Below are 16625 nucleotides of genomic sequence, written 5' to 3'. Positions count from 1 at the left end.
TCGCAGACAGAACAACCGTTAGATCAATATTGGCTGAGTGTGCTGGACAGCAGCTTGGCCGTGATATCCACGATCGGGATCACGCGCTCATATGCCATGCGCATCGGCCCGATCACGCCGAGCGTGCCGACGATCTTGCCGTCCACCTCGTACGGTGCGGTGATGACGGCCATATCTTCGTGCGGGACGAGGCTGCTTTCGCCGCCGATGAAGATCTGCACGCCCTCGGCGCGGCTGGATACGTCGAGCAGTTGCAGCAGGCCGGTCTTCTGCTCGAACACGGCAAAGAGCCGGCGCAGCTTGTCCATGGACGAAGACAGGTCTTCCACCTCCAGCAGCTTGCGCTCACCCGAAATGACGACCGGATCCTCTTCCGACACGGCACTGCTGCCCGCCTCCACGGCCGCCTGCATCAGCGCGGTCATGTCGGCCTGCAGGGCAGAGAGTTCACCCCGCAGGCTTTCGCGCACCGCGTCGAACGTCTGGCCGCCGTAATGCGCGTTGATGTAGTTGGCCGCTTCCACCAGCTGGGACGGAGTGTAGGGTGTATCGGTATGGATGATCCGGTTCTGCACGTCGCCTTCGGGCGTGACGACAATGAGCAGGATGCGCGACTCCGAGAGGCGCAGGAATTCGATCTGCCGGAATGCATGCGTGCGCCGCGGCGTCATCACGATGCCGGCAAACTGCGAGAGGTTGGACAAGGTTTGCGCCGCGGCCGCAATCACCCGCTGCGACGATTCCGACCCATGCGAGGCCAGCTGCGTGCGCACCTGCTCGGCAATCGCGCCAACCATCTGCTGCGCCATGCGGTCTTGCGTGCTCAGCACGTCCAGCGGGCTGGCGGTCAGCATCGTATCGACAAAGAGGCGGTAGCCGCGCGGCGTCGGCACGCGGCCGGCCGAAGTATGCGGGCTGGCAATGAAGCCCATCTCTTCCAGGTCAGACATCACATTACGGATGGTGGCCGGCGACAGATCGAGCCCCGAATACTTCGACAAGGTGCGGGAGCCCACGGGCTGGCCCTCGGCGATATACCGTTCGATCAGGGTCTTGAGGAGGATGGTGGCGCGCTTGTCCATGATTCGTCAATTTTACGCAAAATCGGCGCCCGCCTGCGGGTGATGTCGGCGTTTCTCCACGAAACACGCGCTAACGTGGCGACGGTCATATCGATATGGTGTAATGCGCGCATGTCGACTTCCCCGTCCGCCGTGGCCCCGCGAGCTCCCGCCACCTCGCCTGTCTCGCCTTTCAAGACCGTTGCGCTGGTCGGCCGGTATTCGGCCGCCAACATTGCCGGCCCGCTCATGGAGCTGGCGTCGTGCATCGCCGGGCGCGGGCATGACATTGTGTTCGAGCGCGAAACGGCACTCAACATCGGCGTCCAGGACTACCCCGCCCTGCCGCCCGAAGAGATGGCGCGCCACGCTGATGTGGCCGTCGTGCTCGGCGGCGACGGCACGCTGCTCGGCATCGGGCGTCACCTGGCCGGCGCCAGCGTCCCCGTGATCGGCGTCAACCACGGGCGGCTCGGCTTCATGACCGACATCCCGTTCGACGACGTGCACACCGTGCTGCCCGACATGTTGGCGGGCCGCTACGAGGCCGAAACCCGGACGCTGCTGCAGGCCCAGGTCGTGCGCGACGACGAAGTCATCTTCTCGGCCCTCGCCTTCAACGACGTGGTGGTCAACCGCTCCGGCACCTCGGGGATGGTGGAACTGGCCGTGTCCGTCGACGGCTTCTTCATGTACAACCAGCGTTCGGACGGCTTGATCGTCTCGACGCCGACCGGCTCGACGGCGTATGCGCTGTCTGCTGGCGGGCCGATCCTGCATCCGGCGCTCTCGGGTCTGGTGCTGGTGCCCATCGCGCCGCACTCCCTGTCGAACCGGCCGATCGTCATTCCGCAAGACGCGGAGGTGGTCATCCAGGTCACCAGCGGGCGCGATGCCAGCGTCAACTTTGACATGCAGTCGCTCACGTCGCTGCTGCCCGGCGACCGCATCGTGGTGCGCCGCTCCGAGCGCACGGTGCGGCTGCTGCACCCGATCGGCTACAACTACTACGCCACGCTGCGCAAGAAGCTGCACTGGCACGAGTACCCTACCGAAGACAACCGGCTCTAGGAACCTGCCCATGATCCTGCTGCGCGGCCCGATCTTGAACCTGCGATGCTCGCCGTACGCGTGTACGGCTGCGCTTCTCGCTTCAACCTCGAGCCGCTCGCTACGAACCATGAGCAGCTTCTAAAACCCCACGCTCACCGCTTCCATGCTGCGCAGCCTCACCATCCGCGATTTCGTCATCGTTCACGCGCTGGATCTTGATCTGGCCGACGGTTTCACCGTGTTCACGGGCGAGACGGGCGCGGGCAAATCCATCCTGATCGACGCGCTTGCACTCACGCTGGGCGAGCGCGCCGATGCGGCCGTCGTACGCGAAGGCGCGCCGCGCGCCGACATCACCGCCGAGTTCGACGTGCATCCGCATGTAGCTGCATGGCTGGAAGCGCATGAACTGCATGACGACGAGGGCGTGATCCTGCTGCGCCGCACAGTCGATGCCGCAGGCCGCAGCAAAGCCTTCATCAACGGCGCGGCCGTCACGCTCGCACAGCTGCGCGAAGTGGGCGAGCAACTGGTCGACATTCACGGCCAGCATGCGCATCAACTGCTGCTCAAGGCGGATGCGCAGCGCAGCCTGCTCGATGCCCACGCAGGCCTGGAAGGCGCTGTGCGCGTGGTCGGCGAGCGCTACCGCGAGTGGCACGCCGTGGTGCGCGCACGCGAAGCCGCCGAGCAGCAGTCGCGCGAAGCCCAGCTCGAGCGCGAGCGCATCGAATGGCAGGTCAACGAATTGCAGAAACTTGGCCCCCAACCCGGCGAGTGGGAAGAAGTCCAGGCCGAGCACCATCGCCTGTCGCACGCCGCCAGCCTGATCGAAGGCACGCGCGCGGCGCTCGATGGTTTGTCCGAATCGGAGGGTGCGGTGCTCACGCAGCTGGGCACGACGCTCCATACGCTGCGTGAACTGGCCGAGATCGATCCGGCGCTTGCCGATGTGCTGGCCGCGCTGGAGCCGGCCGAGGTGCAGATTCAGGAAGCGGTGCATACGCTCGCTCGCTATGCCGATCGCGCGGAACTGGATCCGGACCGCCTGGCCGAAGTCGACGCGCGCATGCAGGCCCTGCACACGATGGCGCGCAAATACCGCGTCGCGCCTGAAACGCTGCCGGCTGAACTGGCGGAGCGCCAGGCGCAACTCGCTGCACTGCAAGCCGCGTCCGATCTGGATGCGCTGCAAGCCCAGGAAGCGCAAACGCACGCCGCATATATGTCGGTCGCGCAAGCGGTGTCGCGCGACCGCGCCAAGGCCGCGCGCGAGCTGGCGGACGCGGTGACCGGCGCCATGCAAGGCCTCTCTATGGCCGGTGGGCGCTTTGACATCGCGCTGCACGCGCTGGAACACGGCGGCGCGGCGGGGCTGGAGCAGGTCGAATTCCTCGTTGCCGGGCATGCGGGTGTTTCACCGCGGCCGCTGGCGAAGGTCGCCTCGGGCGGCGAACTGGCGCGGATCAGCCTGGCCATCTCGGTGATCGCCAGCGAGGCGAGCCCGACGCCCACGCTCATCTTCGACGAAGTCGATTCCGGCATCGGCGGTGCAGTGGCCGAAGTCGTGGGACGACGCCTGCGCGAACTCGGCATGCGCCGCCAGGTGCTGTGCGTTACGCACCTGCCGCAGGTGGCCGCGCTGGCCAACCACCACATTCAGGTCGCCAAGCAGACGGTGGCCGGCAGCACGCGATCCGACCTCGTGGTGCTGGACGCTACGGGCCGCGTGGACGAGATCGCCCGCATGCTGGGCGGGGCGTCCCTCACCGACACGACGCGCCGCCATGCGGACGAAATGCTCGCCGCAGGCCGTGCACAATCGGCACCAGAACCCTCGGCGCGGAAATCCCGCCGCGTGGCCCAGTGATCGCCTATACCGGAATCATCGCTGCCGTCGTTGGCACGAAGGTTCCGGCTGCACCCGACGCAATCGCCCAACGAATCCAAGGAGAACTTCATGGCCCGCATGGCCCGCACGATCCAACCGGCTACCCGTCCTCGCTCGCTGTTGTCGTCTGCAAAACCTGGGCTGGCCGTGGCGCTCGGCCTGTGCCTGCTGGCCGCGTGCAAGTCCGTGCCGGCGATTGATCCGGGCAAGCCGCCTGCCATGGACCCCGCCTCGGCCAACACCCAGCCGCCGGCTTCCGTGTCGGCTGCGCACAGTCTGGGCGACGTCATCGTCGGCCTGAGCACGCCGACCACGTCGTCTGCCACCGTGCAAGGCCTGCTGGATGCTGCCGGCGCACGCGCAACGCCACGGCTGGCGTTTGCCGTGGTACGGCCGATGTCGGGCGGGTTCTGGGTGGTGCGCGCCAGTTCGGGCGATGCATCGGCCACGCTGGATGGCGCGGTGGCAGCGTTGCGCAGCACGCCCGGCATCGCTTCGGCCGACCCGGACCGCGTCGTGAAGATCCAACGCTGAACCGCAGCAAGACCGCTCCACACTGTGAATCATCGGGCGCCGTCTGGCGTCCGGTTTCCAGCTTCACATCCCCTCGCCCGGCCCGTATTCTGCTTCGGTTGCGGCGCACAGACCGGCTCTTTTCCGCTCGCAAACGTGATCGGCCATCGCCACCACACCAGGCGGGCGAGTCGCGTGCTACCTTTGGTTTTGTGTAACGGTGTGTCAACGATCACATCGTGACGACGTTTCTCATGACAACGAGACACCACGGAGCACGTGCCGATGAACCCCTCCCTCTTCCGGTTGAAGTCTTGGCTCCGCGCAGGCGTCAGCCTTGCCTGTGTTGCCTGGGTGGCTAGCAGTCAAATCGCCACAGCTGCCACACCGCAGCCGCAATACACAGGTGACCTGATCATCAAATGGCGCGACGACACGAGCGGCACGCGCAAGACGCTCTCGGCCAGCGAGGCGAGCAACCGCTTGCTGTCGGTCGCGCAGGCCGCGGGTAGCACGCTGCAGGTCAAGCGCACGCTGGGCACCAACGCGCAGCTTATGCGCACCGGCCTGACCGATGCCGCCAGCATCCAAGCCACCGTCGACAAGATCGCGAAGGACGCCCGCGTGGCCTATGTGGTGCCCGATCGCATCCTGCGGCCCAACACCGTTCCGAACGATCCGCTGTTCGCCACGCAGAACAACCTGGCCGCGCCGGCGCTGGTGCCGGGCGGCATCAACGCGGCCGCGGCATGGAGCATCACGCAGGGCTCGACGGGCATCGTGGTGGCGGTGGTCGATACCGGCTACACCGATCACCCCGATCTGTCCCCCAAGATCCTGCCGGGCTACAACTTCATCTCGGACCCGGCGCGCGCGGGTAACTCCTTTGGCCGAGGAACGGACGCGCACGACCTAGGCGACATCGTTACGTCAGCTGACGTTCCCAAGATTTCCGGCTGCACGACCAATGACATTAGCAATCCGCCTGCGAGTAGCTGGCACGGCACCGAGGTCAGCAGCGTGCTCGCCGCCCAGACAAACAATGCGCTCGATATCGCGGGGGTCGGCTGGAACACGCCGATCGTGCCGGTGCGCGTGTCGGGCAAGTGCGGTGCGCTGCTGTCGGACACCGTCGACGGCATGTTGTGGGCGGGCGGCATCAACGTGTCTGGCGTGCCGGCCAACGCCAACCCGGCGCGTGTTGTGAACGTGAGCTTGGGCAGCGTTGGCCAATGTTCGGCCGCAGAACAAGACGCAGTGAATCAGTTGGCCGCACGCGGCACCATCGTCGTAGCTGCTGCCGGCAACGAAGCCGCGCAGACCGTTGATGCACCGGCCAATTGCTCAGGAGCGATCGCCGTCACCGCGCACGTCGACAGCGGCGAGAACGCCAGCTACGCGAACGTGGGGCCGCAGGTGGCGCTGTCCGCGCCGGGGGGTGGCTGCGGCAACTCGAAGGTCGTCACAACGACAAATCCCGCGACTTGTGCGGAGCCCGTTTCCGTGATCAAGGCCGACTCCAACGATGGCACCCAAAGCGTCGGCAACCCCACGGTCAAGTCGGTGGCAGGTACAAGTTTCTCGACACCGGAAGCCGCCGGCACTATAGCGCTGATGCTGAGCGTGCAACCCCAGTTGTCGAACGCGCAGGTACTAGCCGGGCTGAAGCAGACCGCGCGACCGCATCCGGGCGGCACCTTCTGCGCTGTGAACACCGGCATCTGCGGCGCAGGCCTGCTGGATACCGCCGGTGCCGTCAGCTATGCCCAGAACACGGCCCCGGCTGGCGCGGGCAGTGGCACGACGGGGTCGGGGGGGTCGACCGGGGGTACTAGCAGCGGTGGCGGTGGTGTCATTCCGCTGGCCGGTGCCTCCCTGCTGCTGGCGGCTGGCATGGCCGGTGGTCGCCGTCGCCTAAAGCCGCATTGAGGCGCATTAAGCGCCCGCGCCTCCAAAAAGGCGCCTCCGCTTTTCGCGCGTAACGCCGCGCGGGACGCGGCTCTTGGCCGGTTACGTTGATTGGTTTTACTGCACGTGCGATTTCGGATAGATATAAAAATTACTAAACAACGCAGTTAGCCTGTTTAAACAAGGAAAGGCGCGATTGTTGCGATAATTTCGCCTCCTTTTTCTACAACAACAGGTTCACTCCATGAAGTCGATTGCCCAGGGGGGTATCGTCCGCGCGCTGGTTGCGCTCGGGCTGGTTTCGTATCAAGCTGCGCCGGCGCTGGCGGGCGGCGGGACAGCAAACGCAGGCGTTCAGACACAGTGGGTGTCGCAGCTGATCGTCAAGGAAAAGAGCGGCGTCAATGGCACGCTCCAATTGCAATCCGCAGAACCAGACGAGCGCACTATGCGCGTCGACGTTGCGACCGTGCAACGCTGGTCGGCGGCGGCACAGTTGCCGGTGACTTACAAGCGTGCCATGTCCGGTGGCGCCCATGTGGTGACGCTGCCTAGCACCATGACGCTTGATGACGCCCAAGCCGTGGCGCAGCGCATGGCCGCGACCGGCCAGTTCGAATATGTTGCGCCTGACCGCATCCTGCGCCCGGCCTTCACACCTTCGGCTACATGGTTCAGTTCCCAATGGAACCTGATGGCCACGAACGCAACGATCACCACCATCCCGAATTCCAGTGGCCCGTTGCAGCCGGCGAGCGGAACTGCTGCGGGCGGAGCGAACCTGACGACCGCGTGGGACACGACCACCGGGTCGAATACGGTCAATGTCGCGATCGTCGACACCGGCATCCTGAGCCATGCCGACCTCACGGGCGCCAAGATAAACACCGGTTCCAACTTCATCACCAATACGTTCAGAAACAACTCGGGCGACAGCATCGGGACGGACCCGGGCGACGCGATCACCGCTACGGACATCACCAACAACCCGACGGTTTGTAACGGTGCGACGCCCTCCAATAGTTCGTGGCACGGCACCTTTGTGACGGGCCTCGTCGCTGCGCAGCACAGCGGGACTCGCGTCGCAGGCATTGCCCCGGGCGTTGGTGTCCAGATGGCACGCGCGCTCGGCCGCTGCGGCGGCGCCGAGTCGGACATCATCGATGCGGTTACGTGGGCAAGCGGCGGTGTCGTGGCCCGCATCTCCCCCAGCATCAACCCGACACCGGCCAAGGTCATCAACATGAGCCTGGGCGGCACCGGAAGTTGTGACGTACCTATGCAAACCGCCATCACCAACGCGCGCAACCGCGGTGCAGTGATCGTGGTCGCTACTGGCAACGAGAGTGCTTCGGCGATCGATTCGCCGGCCAACTGCACGGGAACCATCGCCGTCACGGCCCATACGCTGGAGGGCGACAAGGCGACCTACGCCAACGTGGGGACGGGTACCACGCTGAGCGCTCCTGGCGGCGGCAATGGTTCCGTGGTCAACGGTTTGGGGGCTCTGATCGCGTCGCTCTCGAACACTGGCACCACCAGTGCCGGTTCCCCCGGCTACTCGGGCGAAGCCGGTACTTCGATGGCCACGCCACATGTGGCAGGCGTTGCTGCTTTGATGCTGTCGGTCAACAGTGCCCTGACGCCGGATCAGATTGCGACCGTTCTCAAACAATCGGCTCGCCCGTTCCCAGCGGGCACGTACTGCGCAACGCATACGGGCGTCTGCGGCGCCGGTATGCTGGATGCGGGTGCCGCCGTTGCCCTGGCGAAGGGCAATCCGACTGTGCACGCGTCGACGTCGGCAAGCACGGTGGTTACAAACAATGCGGTCACGCTCACAGCGACCGGCAGTGCAGGCCTCGTCAACACCATCACGAGCGTGCAGTGGGCGCAGACTTCTGGGCCATCCGTCAGCCTTACGACTGCCGGCCCCGATAGCAACGGCAATTACACCGCCACATTCACGCCGTCCGCGGCAGGCACCTACGCCTTCAACGTCACGTTGACGAGCAACACCGGCGCGACCGCCACGGATACCACGAACGTGACCGTCACTGCAGCAGCCAGCACCGGCACCACCACCCCGCCTGCTGCGACCTCCAGCGGCGGCGGTGGCGGTGGCGCCATCGGTCTGGCCGGCGCAGCATTGCTGCTGGCCGCCGGTTTGGCCGGTCGTCGGCGTCGCGCTAAGTAAGCCTATTTGTACTTTCGGCCCGCGTCTTCATTGGACGCGGGTATTTCCCCCCTCCTGCTTTGACCCCTCCGGCGTTCCGCTGCTCACCTATGCAGCCGATTGTCTGCGAAGAGCCCACTCCCCCAGCACCCACACCAGCAATCCGCTCACCGCACCAAACGCATGAGCGATGCGCACCACGCCAAACCCCCAGTGCGGGTCATAGGCGATGGGCGACAGCCACGATTGCTCGAGCCACACCTTCGCCAGCACGCCCACACACAGCGCCACGCCAATCCAGCGTGAAAAGTGATCCTCGACATCGCTCGTGGACGGTTTCAGCAGCCGCAGCCCGCCCCACGCCGCCAGACCATGCAGCGCGCCAGAGAGCCCGCCGTACCACTGCACCGTCGGCTGAGTGAGCAAAGCGATCTGTACGAGCACGCCGCACACCACCAGCGCTCCAACGATGGCTTGCGGTCGCAGCACGCGCGCCAGCAGCAGGATGAGCCCCACCGCGGCCATTGCATCCGCCAGCCAATGCCACGTATCCAGATGCACCCACATGGCGGTCACGATGCGCCACCACTGCCCCGCGCGCACGGTCTCGCGTTGATACAGCCCGACCGCGTACAGCCACGGCACGAACGAAAACGCCGCCGACAGCGCAGCCACACCGGCGCACGCGCCCCAGGTGCGCAACGTGTGCGGATACGCAGTCATTGCGCAGGCCCGAACACCTCGGTCCACAACGCGCGCACGTGGGCCGCCTCGTGCGCGCACGTGCCGACCGGTACGCGCGCCACGGATTGCCCATCGAGCCGCAACTTGTGCTGGCGCGCGCGGAAGTCCCGATAGGCATCGGCCACCCGCGCGGCCGCCGTCGCGTTAATCAACCCCAGTTCGCCGGCCATGTGCAGCAGCGCAATGTTGCCCTTGTTGCGGGTCAGCTCGGCATGCGCTGCGCTGTGCAGCAGCACCAGGAACTGCACGGTGAATTCGATATCGACCATGCCGCCGCGATCGTGCTTGAGGTCAAACAGCCCCGTCGGATTTGCATGGCCTTCCGCCACGCGCTCGCGCATCGCCACGATCTCGTCGCGCAGAGGGCCGGGCTGGCGCGCCTGGCGCAACACGGCGGTACGCAACGCCTCGAAGCGTTCGCCGATTTCCGCATCGCCCGCGCAGAAACGTGCACGCGTGAGCGCCTGGTGTTCCCACACCCACGCCGCGTTGTCGCCCTCGCGCATCTGATAACGGCGGAACGATTCGAAGTGCGTGACCATCAGACCTGCCGCGCCGTTCGGACGCAAACGCGTATCGACGTCGAACAGCATGCCCGCGGCGGTATGGCTGGTCAGCCAGGTGATGAGCTTGCGCGCGAATGACGCGTAGACATCGGGCGCGCGTTCGTCATCGTCGTCGTACAAAAAAATGATGTCGAGGTCCGACGCATAGCCCAGTTCCTTACCGCCGAGCCGCCCGTAGGCAACGACGGCAAAGCGCGGCACCTCCCGATGACGCGTAGCGACCTGCTTCCAGACTGTCTCCAGCGTGAGGTCCAGCACGGCATCGGCCAGATCGGAAAGCCGGTCGCTGATGTGCTCGACGCTCAGCATGCCCTGGAGGTCCTGCAGTAACACGCGGAAGGTCTCTGCATGGTGCTCCTGGCGCAGGATGTCCATCTGCATCTCGACATGGGCGGACGCGGCTTGCAGACGTTCTCGCACGCGCGCCCTGAACGCTGGCCAGTCGGGCTCGGCCGACAGCGCTTCCGCATCGAGCAGCTCATCGAGCAGTTGCGGATGGCGTGTGAGGTAGTCCGCCGCCCAGCGCGATGCATGGAGCGTATGGGCCACGCGCTCCATGGCCTGCGGGTATTCGCTCAGCAGCGACAGGTACGACGAACGCCGGCTGATCGCATCGAAGAAATCGAGAAAGCGCGCGATGGTGACATCGGCATCGGTCTGCCGCGATGCCTGGTCCAGCGCACGGTTGATCAGCAAGTCGAAACGCTGCCGGCTGACTTCGGACAACGCCCGATAACGCGGCGAGTTGCGCGTCGCACGCAGCCGCTCCAGCACGCTGTCCGGATTTGCATAGCCGAGTTCAGCCAGCTGTACGCGGGCGGTTTCCGTGTACTCGTCGTCGAGCAGGTCTGCGTGCCAGACCGCGGCGCACGGCGGCTGGCTGTCCTGCTTGTCGGAGAAGGTCTGCTCGAAATGCTTTGCGACTTCGTCCTGATACGCCTCGAGCTTGGTCACGAGCGCCGCATAGTCGTCAAAGCCCATCATGTGCGCCACGCGCAGCTGGTCTTCCGGCGAGCCTGGCAGGTTGTGCGTCTGTGCGTCTTCGATGTATTGCAGACGGTGTTCCAACTGGCGCAGGAAGCGGTAAGCCTCGGTCAGCCGCGCCACGGCGTCGGCGTCGATCAGGCCGCGCTCCGCCGCCGCCCGCAGCACCTCCAGCGTGGGGCGCACGCGCAACCCGAAATCCTGCCCGCCGCGAATGAGCTGAAACACCTGCGCGACGAATTCGATCTCGCGGATGCCGCCGCGCCCGAGCTTGATGTTGGGCGAGCGCGCCTGCAGATGGCCCATGTCGTCGCGCTGCTGGTTGGCACCGTTGCTGCGCTTGGCTGCCTCGTTGCGGATCTGCGCATGCAGCGCGCGAATGGCGGAGATCACGCCGTAATCGAGATAGCGACGGAACACAAACGGGCCCGTCACGCGATCCAACTGTTGGATCACGCGTGCTGCATGCGGACTGGTCGGGTCAGTGATGACGCGACCCTTGATCCAGGCGTAGCGCTCCCACTCCCGGCCCTGCACGACGAAGTACTCCTCCAGCATGCCCAGACTGCACGCCAGCGGCCCCGCATCGCCATTCGGGCGAAGACGCATGTCGACGCGGAAGACGTAGCCGTCCTCCGTCACATCGGCCAGCGCGTTGATCAGCCGCCGGCCGAGCTTCGTGAAGTATTCATGATTGGAGAGCGGGCGCGGGCCGCCCTGGGTGTCGCCATCGTCGTCGTAGAGGAAGATCAGATCGATGTCGGACGAGACGTTCAACTCGCGCCCGCCCAGCTTGCCCATGCCCACCACCAACAGTTCCTGCACCTCGCCGGAGGACTGACCGATCGGCTGGCCGTGCAGCGAGGTCAGTTCCTGAGCGATTACCGAAAGGGCCGTGCGCACAGCAAACTCGGCCAGGTCCGTCATCGTGCCCGTCACCTCGTCGAGCGTTGCGGCGCCGGACAGATCGCGCTCAACCAGTGCGCCGAAGACTTCATTGCGCAACAGGCGCAAGGCGCGCTTGAGCGCCGCCTCAGCCTCCACGGCCCTGGTATCGAACAGTTCAGTGAAGCGCGCCAACAGCCACGCCATGTCAATCGGATGGCTGGCGCCAGCATGCACACGCTCGGCCCATCCTTCGCGCGCTTGCGCCTGGCGCTGTAGATAACGGGAATACGCGAGTGCAAAGGGTAGCGCGGCAGCGGCGCCCTGCGGCGCGCGGGCTGGAGCTTTCAGAAATGGCTGGGCGGACAAGGCGGAATCGGTCATGCGAACCCATCGAGCATTGGCGGAAGCATCCATTCTCGCTGAAATGCATGCGAGGCCGGCAGTGGCCAGAGACTCCGCGGGCATCGGGTGTGCTTGCCCACTGCTTGCCGCTCCGCCAGCGCGCCGCCCGGGCTCCAAATGTGGCGCCGCCTCCTGAATATCGGATAATCCGCATCATGCCTCGCCCGTCCCAGCCCCCAGAATCGCCGAAGTCCGATGGTGGACACGCCAGCACCCTGTCCACACGCGGGGTGGGCCGGCCCTCGGCCTGGGCATGGCTGGTATGGCTCGCCCGCCGGGTCGGCGCGGGCATCGGCGCTGTTTTCCGCGCCCCGATCTGGCGCAAGCTGTGGCGGGTGCTCTGGAAGACGGCCGCCGCGCTGGCCGTCCTGGCCGTCATCGGCATGCTGGCGGTGCGCTTCATCTTGTGGCCGCGCGCGAGCGTGGCACGCGAATGGATGCAGCGCGAGGCGTCCAGCGCACTGCACGCCACGGTGGACATCGGCTCGCTTGAGACCTATTGGGAGGGCTGGCACCCGGCATTCCGCGCCCAGCGCATCGACGCGCACGACACCGCGGGCCGCCGCACCTTCGCGATACAGGACGTCCAGGCGCGGCTGTCCTGGCGCTCGTTGCTGCGCATGCAGGTGACCTTTGCCGCCCTGCACGCTACCCAAGCCGACCTGCTGGTACGGCGCGATACGCAAGGCGTCCTCTCCGTCGCCGGCATGCAGCTTAGCGCGGACACCGGCGGCGACAGCATCTTCCTCGACCAACTGCTCTCCCAAGGCAACATCGATTTTCAGCAAGGCGCCGTCCGCTGGCTCGACGAGCAGCAGAAGCTGCCCGAAGTGGCGCTGGGCAATGTGCGGCTGCAGCTGCGCAGCGGCCCGACGCGCCACAGGCTGGAGGCCAGCGGCACCTCGCCCACGCTGTTCAACGGCCCCATCAAACTCCACGCCGATTTCCGCCACGACCTGCTGGCCCGCCCCGGCGACTGGCGCCACTGGCATGGCCAGGCGTCCTGGCAGGTCGATACGCTGCAGTTGGCTTCCGTGCAGCGCTATGTGCCCGTGCTGGCCGCCGCCCAAAGCGGCACGCTGACCACCGACGGCTCGGTGGAGTTTGCCGACGGCGTGTTCACGCGCAGCCAGGCGCGGCTGACCGGGCAGCAGCTCGATCTGCAAGTCCGCAAGGATCTGGAGCCGCTGCAGTTGCGCAGCCTTCAGGCGCTGGCCACACATCAGCGCAACGCGCGCGGCGAGCACATTCTCCGCGTCGACACGCTGCTCTGGCAACCGTTGAACCTGCCCGCCCAACCGCCATCGGTACCCGAACTGGCAGGCCCCGGGATCCAGGCGCCGACCAACCCGGCTGGCACGCCGCGCGGCGTGCGCAACGTCACCGTCGGGTGGGCGCTCGACGCACGCGATGCGCTGCGCAGCCTGCAAGTCAAGGCCGCGACACTGGATTTGGCCGACCTGCGCAACATCGCCACCGCGCTGCCGCTGCCCGCTGGCGTGCTCGAACCACTGCGGACAAAGCAGCCGTCCGGCCGCATCGACGATCTGGACATCAACTGGCAGCGCGATGTCTCCCGCTGGCGGCCAAATACGCCGGCGCCTGTGCACTTCACCGGCCGCGCCACGATGCGCCAGGTCTCGTTCGGCCCCGGTGCGCTGCCCGCGGTCCCGCCGGGCCAGCATCCCGAGCCAGCCGTGCCCGGCGTTGAAAACCTCTCCGGCAACGCCGTCTTCTCAGACGACAAGGGCACGCTGCGCATCGAGTCCAATGACACCGCTCTACTGCTGCCTGGTACCTTTGCCGACGCGCGCGTGCCGCTGGACCGGCTACAGGGCACGTTCAACTGGACATATCGCAAGCAGGAACTGGTCGTCGCCAGCGACAACCTCGCGTTCTCCAACGACGACCTGTCAGCGCGCATCACGGGCAGCTATCGCCACGCGCCAGACACCAGCCATCTCGGCACCATCGACCTGAAGGGCACGCTCGACCGCGCCGATGTTCCGCGTGTGCCGCGCTACCTGCCGCTGTCGATCGGACAGCATCTGCGCGACTACCTGGGCGGTGCGCTGCAAGCCGGCACGGCGAATAACGTCGGGTTCGCACTGGCAGGTGATCTGCACGACTTTCCGTTCCGTCCGCCGCACAAAGGTGTCTTCCGCGTGGAAGTGCCGATCCAGGACGTAACTTACCAATCAGCGCCGGCCGAAGCCGCGTACAACCTGCCCGGCCAGGCGCCAACGCACCCCGGCAGTTGGCCGGCATTCACGAACATCGACGGCACGGTGACGTTCGATCGCGCATCGCTCGCGTTCAAAGTGGCGCGTGCCAAGGTGATGGGCGTAAATCTGCAGGACGTGAATGGCAGCCTGCCCGACATGGGCGACCGCAACCCGCTGCTGGCCATCGAAGCCCGCGGCGACGGCGCCACGCAGAATTTCCTGCAGTACATCGAAGCGAGCCCCATCAGCCAGTGGATCGGGCATTTCACCAAGGACGCCCGCGCCCAGGGCAACGCCACGCTGGCGCTCAAGCTTGACCTGCCGCTGCATGAAATGCGTTCGGCGCGGGCCCAAGGCAGCGTCACGTTCGTACGCAATGACGTCACGCTGGTCCCGCAGGCACCGCCGCTGACCGATGTCAACGGCGCGCTGACCTTCACGCAAAAGGGCATCGGTTTCGATAACCTGCGCGCGCGCTTTGCCGGCGGCGAAATCCGCCCTACGGGCGGCACCGCACCCGACGGCACGATCCGCATCCAGGTGGCGGGCACCGCATCGGCGCAAGGGCTGCGTGAGACGACGCCGGAAAACAGCCCGGTGGCCGCCGTCGCCCGCTCGCTGGAGGGCACCGCCCCGTACAGCGCGACCATCAGCGTCAAACAGCGTCGGCCTCTCATTCAGGTCCAGTCGGATCTGACCCCGATGACGGTGCGTCTACCGGCACCGCTGAACAAGGCGGCTGGGCAGCCCTTGCCGGTGCGTTTCGAAATGCAACCGCTGGCGTCCAACAACGCCGTCGACGAAATCGTTCTGCAGGTCGGGAATATCGTCAGCGCGCGCTACGAGCAACGCAGCACGGGCAACGGCGTCGAGGTCCTGCGCGGCGGCATCGGTGTGCGGCAAGCGGTGCCGCAGCCGCAGGAAGGCGTGCAAGCGAATCTGGCGCTGGATCAGTTGGACGTCGACGCCTGGCGCCATGCCTTTGCTGCACCCGCCCCTGACAAGAGCGCCAGCCAGATTGCCGCCGAACATGGTGCCAATGCAGCCAACGCCTCCAACAACCACAGCGCGTATCTGCCCAGCCACCTGAACGCCCGCGCGCAGACGCTGCGCATTCTGGGCCGCGACTTCAACGCCGTGCGCATCGACGCCACGCGCGATGGCGCCAATTGGCAATCGACCATCGATTCACGCGAGATTGCAGGCAGCGCGCGCTGGCACGCCGAAAGCGCCGCCGTGCCCTTCGGCGAGCTGACGATGCGCCTGTCGCGCATGAGCATCCCAGACGCCAAGGAAGAGACGGCGCTCACCGAATCGTTGGCCAGCAGCTCGCAGGAAATTCCATCGCTCGACCTCGTCGCAGACAAGTTCGACCTGCGCGGCAAAGCGCTCGGCAAGCTGGAAATCAAGGCGCGCAGCCAGATCACCGAAGGCGCGCCGGTATGGACGCTCGAGACGCTGAAGATCGAGCAGCCCGCCGCCACGCTCACGGCGCACGGTACGTGGCGCATCCCGCGACGCCTGCGTGGCGGCGGTGATGATCCGGAGCGCCGGACGCTGCTCGACTTCAATCTTGACCTGCGCGACACCGGCGACTTGCTGCAGAAGATGGGCTTCGCCAAGGTGATCGACGGAGCCAAGGGCAAGCTCGAAGGCCGCGTGGTGTGGCGCGGCTCGCCCATGTCGATCGACTACCCGACGCTCAACGGCCGCATGGCGCTGAACCTGGAGCGCGGCCAGTTTCTGCCGGTCGATCCGGGCCTGGCCAAGCTGGCCGGCGTGCTGAGCCTGCAGGGGCTGTTGCATTTCGCGACCGACCTGCGCAGCGCCACCGGGCGCGGCACGCCGTTCGAGAGCGTAGCCGCCACCGGCACCATCGCCAGCGGCATCGCCCACACTGAAGATTTTGCAGTCAAGGGCCCGCAATTCCAGGTGGCCATGCAGGGCTCGGCCAACATCCTGGATGAAACGCAGGACCTGCGCGTCAAGGTCACGCCCAAGGTGGACGCCACGTCGGCCTCGCTGGCGGCGGCGTTCATCAATCCGGCCATCGGGCTGGGCACGCTGGCCGCGCAGTTGGTCCTGGGCGATCAGTTGTCGAAGGCATTCGTCACGCAATACCACGTGACCGGCAGTTGGGCCGATCCGAAGATCGAGAAAGTCGCATCCGACAGCAATTCGGGCAGCCAATCGCAAACCTCGGCAAAATAGGCC

General features: G+C 66.1%; 9 protein-coding genes. 6 read left to right on the top strand and 3 right to left on the bottom strand.

The genetic code is table 11. From position 1 onward, the window contains the following. Positions 1–23 precede the first annotated feature (23 nt). On the bottom strand, positions 24–1082 hold the full coding sequence (hrcA, locus tag AAHM38_RS05670) for a heat-inducible transcriptional repressor HrcA (protein ID WP_009241444.1): 1059 nt from the start codon (positions 1080–1082) through the stop codon (positions 24–26). Positions 1083–1193: 111 nt separating this feature from the next. Between hrcA and AAHM38_RS05665 the strand changes: the two genes are divergently transcribed. The 5 genes from AAHM38_RS05665 to AAHM38_RS05645 all read left to right on the top strand — a co-directional run bounded on the left by AAHM38_RS05665 (position 1194) and on the right by AAHM38_RS05645 (position 8623). Beyond that, positions 1194–2132 (top strand): NAD kinase, encoded by a 939-nt coding sequence (locus AAHM38_RS05665; RefSeq protein ID WP_012762812.1) that lies wholly within the window; start codon positions 1194–1196, stop codon positions 2130–2132. A gap of 145 nt (positions 2133–2277) precedes the next feature. Beyond that, positions 2278–3984, top strand: coding sequence for a DNA repair protein RecN (gene recN, locus AAHM38_RS05660; protein ID WP_012762813.1), 1707 nt, complete (start codon positions 2278–2280; stop codon positions 3982–3984). A gap of 90 nt (positions 3985–4074) precedes the next feature. Further along, the gene (locus AAHM38_RS05655; RefSeq protein ID WP_009241447.1) at positions 4075–4539 is read left to right on the top strand and encodes a hypothetical protein; all 465 of its coding nucleotides are present in this window, start codon (positions 4075–4077) and stop codon (positions 4537–4539) included. A gap of 264 nt (positions 4540–4803) precedes the next feature. Then, positions 4804–6447 (top strand): S8 family peptidase, encoded by a 1644-nt coding sequence (locus AAHM38_RS05650; RefSeq protein ID WP_012762814.1) that lies wholly within the window; start codon positions 4804–4806, stop codon positions 6445–6447. Positions 6448–6670: 223 nt separating this feature from the next. Further along, positions 6671–8623 (top strand): S8 family serine peptidase, encoded by a 1953-nt coding sequence (locus AAHM38_RS05645; RefSeq protein ID WP_012762815.1) that lies wholly within the window; start codon positions 6671–6673, stop codon positions 8621–8623. A gap of 87 nt (positions 8624–8710) precedes the next feature. Here the strand turns inward: AAHM38_RS05645 and rrtA are convergent, their stop codons facing one another. Both rrtA and glnE read right to left on the bottom strand, forming a co-directional pair. Then, positions 8711–9325: a rhombosortase gene (rrtA, locus tag AAHM38_RS05640; protein ID WP_012762816.1), complete on the bottom strand. Its 615-nt coding sequence runs from the start codon at positions 9323–9325 to the stop codon at positions 8711–8713. Then, the gene (gene glnE / locus AAHM38_RS05635; protein WP_012762817.1) at positions 9322–12165 is read right to left on the bottom strand and encodes a bifunctional [glutamate--ammonia ligase]-adenylyl-L-tyrosine phosphorylase/[glutamate--ammonia-ligase] adenylyltransferase; all 2844 of its coding nucleotides are present in this window, start codon (positions 12163–12165) and stop codon (positions 9322–9324) included. The genes rrtA and glnE overlap by 4 nt, the downstream gene beginning before the upstream one ends. A gap of 176 nt (positions 12166–12341) precedes the next feature. On the opposite strand from glnE, the gene AAHM38_RS05630 reads away from it, so the two are divergent. Further along, the gene (locus AAHM38_RS05630; protein WP_012762818.1) at positions 12342–16622 is read left to right on the top strand and encodes a YhdP family protein; all 4281 of its coding nucleotides are present in this window, start codon (positions 12342–12344) and stop codon (positions 16620–16622) included. Positions 16623–16625 lie beyond the last annotated feature (3 nt).

It is taken from the genome of Ralstonia sp. OTU4908 (assembly GCF_038440115.1).
In the GTDB taxonomy this organism is placed as follows: Bacteria; Pseudomonadota; Gammaproteobacteria; order Burkholderiales; family Burkholderiaceae; genus Ralstonia; species Ralstonia pickettii.
The sequence above is the reverse complement of the archived record's forward strand: the minus strand, read 5'-3'. Positions and strand labels throughout refer to the sequence as shown.

Coding starts and splice junctions, on each gene's coding strand:
- hrcA (WP_009241444.1), bottom strand. CDS start 1,082: ATGGACAAGCGCGCCACCATCCTCCTCAAGACCCTGATCGAACGGTAT.
- AAHM38_RS05665 (WP_012762812.1), top strand. CDS start 1,194: ATGTCGACTTCCCCGTCCGCCGTGGCCCCGCGAGCTCCCGCCACCTCG.
- recN (WP_012762813.1), top strand. CDS start 2,278: ATGCTGCGCAGCCTCACCATCCGCGATTTCGTCATCGTTCACGCGCTG.
- AAHM38_RS05655 (WP_009241447.1), top strand. CDS start 4,075: ATGGCCCGCATGGCCCGCACGATCCAACCGGCTACCCGTCCTCGCTCG.
- AAHM38_RS05650 (WP_012762814.1), top strand. CDS start 4,804: ATGAACCCCTCCCTCTTCCGGTTGAAGTCTTGGCTCCGCGCAGGCGTC.
- AAHM38_RS05645 (WP_012762815.1), top strand. CDS start 6,671: ATGAAGTCGATTGCCCAGGGGGGTATCGTCCGCGCGCTGGTTGCGCTC.
- rrtA (WP_012762816.1), bottom strand. CDS start 9,325: ATGACTGCGTATCCGCACACGTTGCGCACCTGGGGCGCGTGCGCCGGT.
- glnE (WP_012762817.1), bottom strand. CDS start 12,165: ATGACCGATTCCGCCTTGTCCGCCCAGCCATTTCTGAAAGCTCCAGCC.
- AAHM38_RS05630 (WP_012762818.1), top strand. CDS start 12,342: ATGCCTCGCCCGTCCCAGCCCCCAGAATCGCCGAAGTCCGATGGTGGA.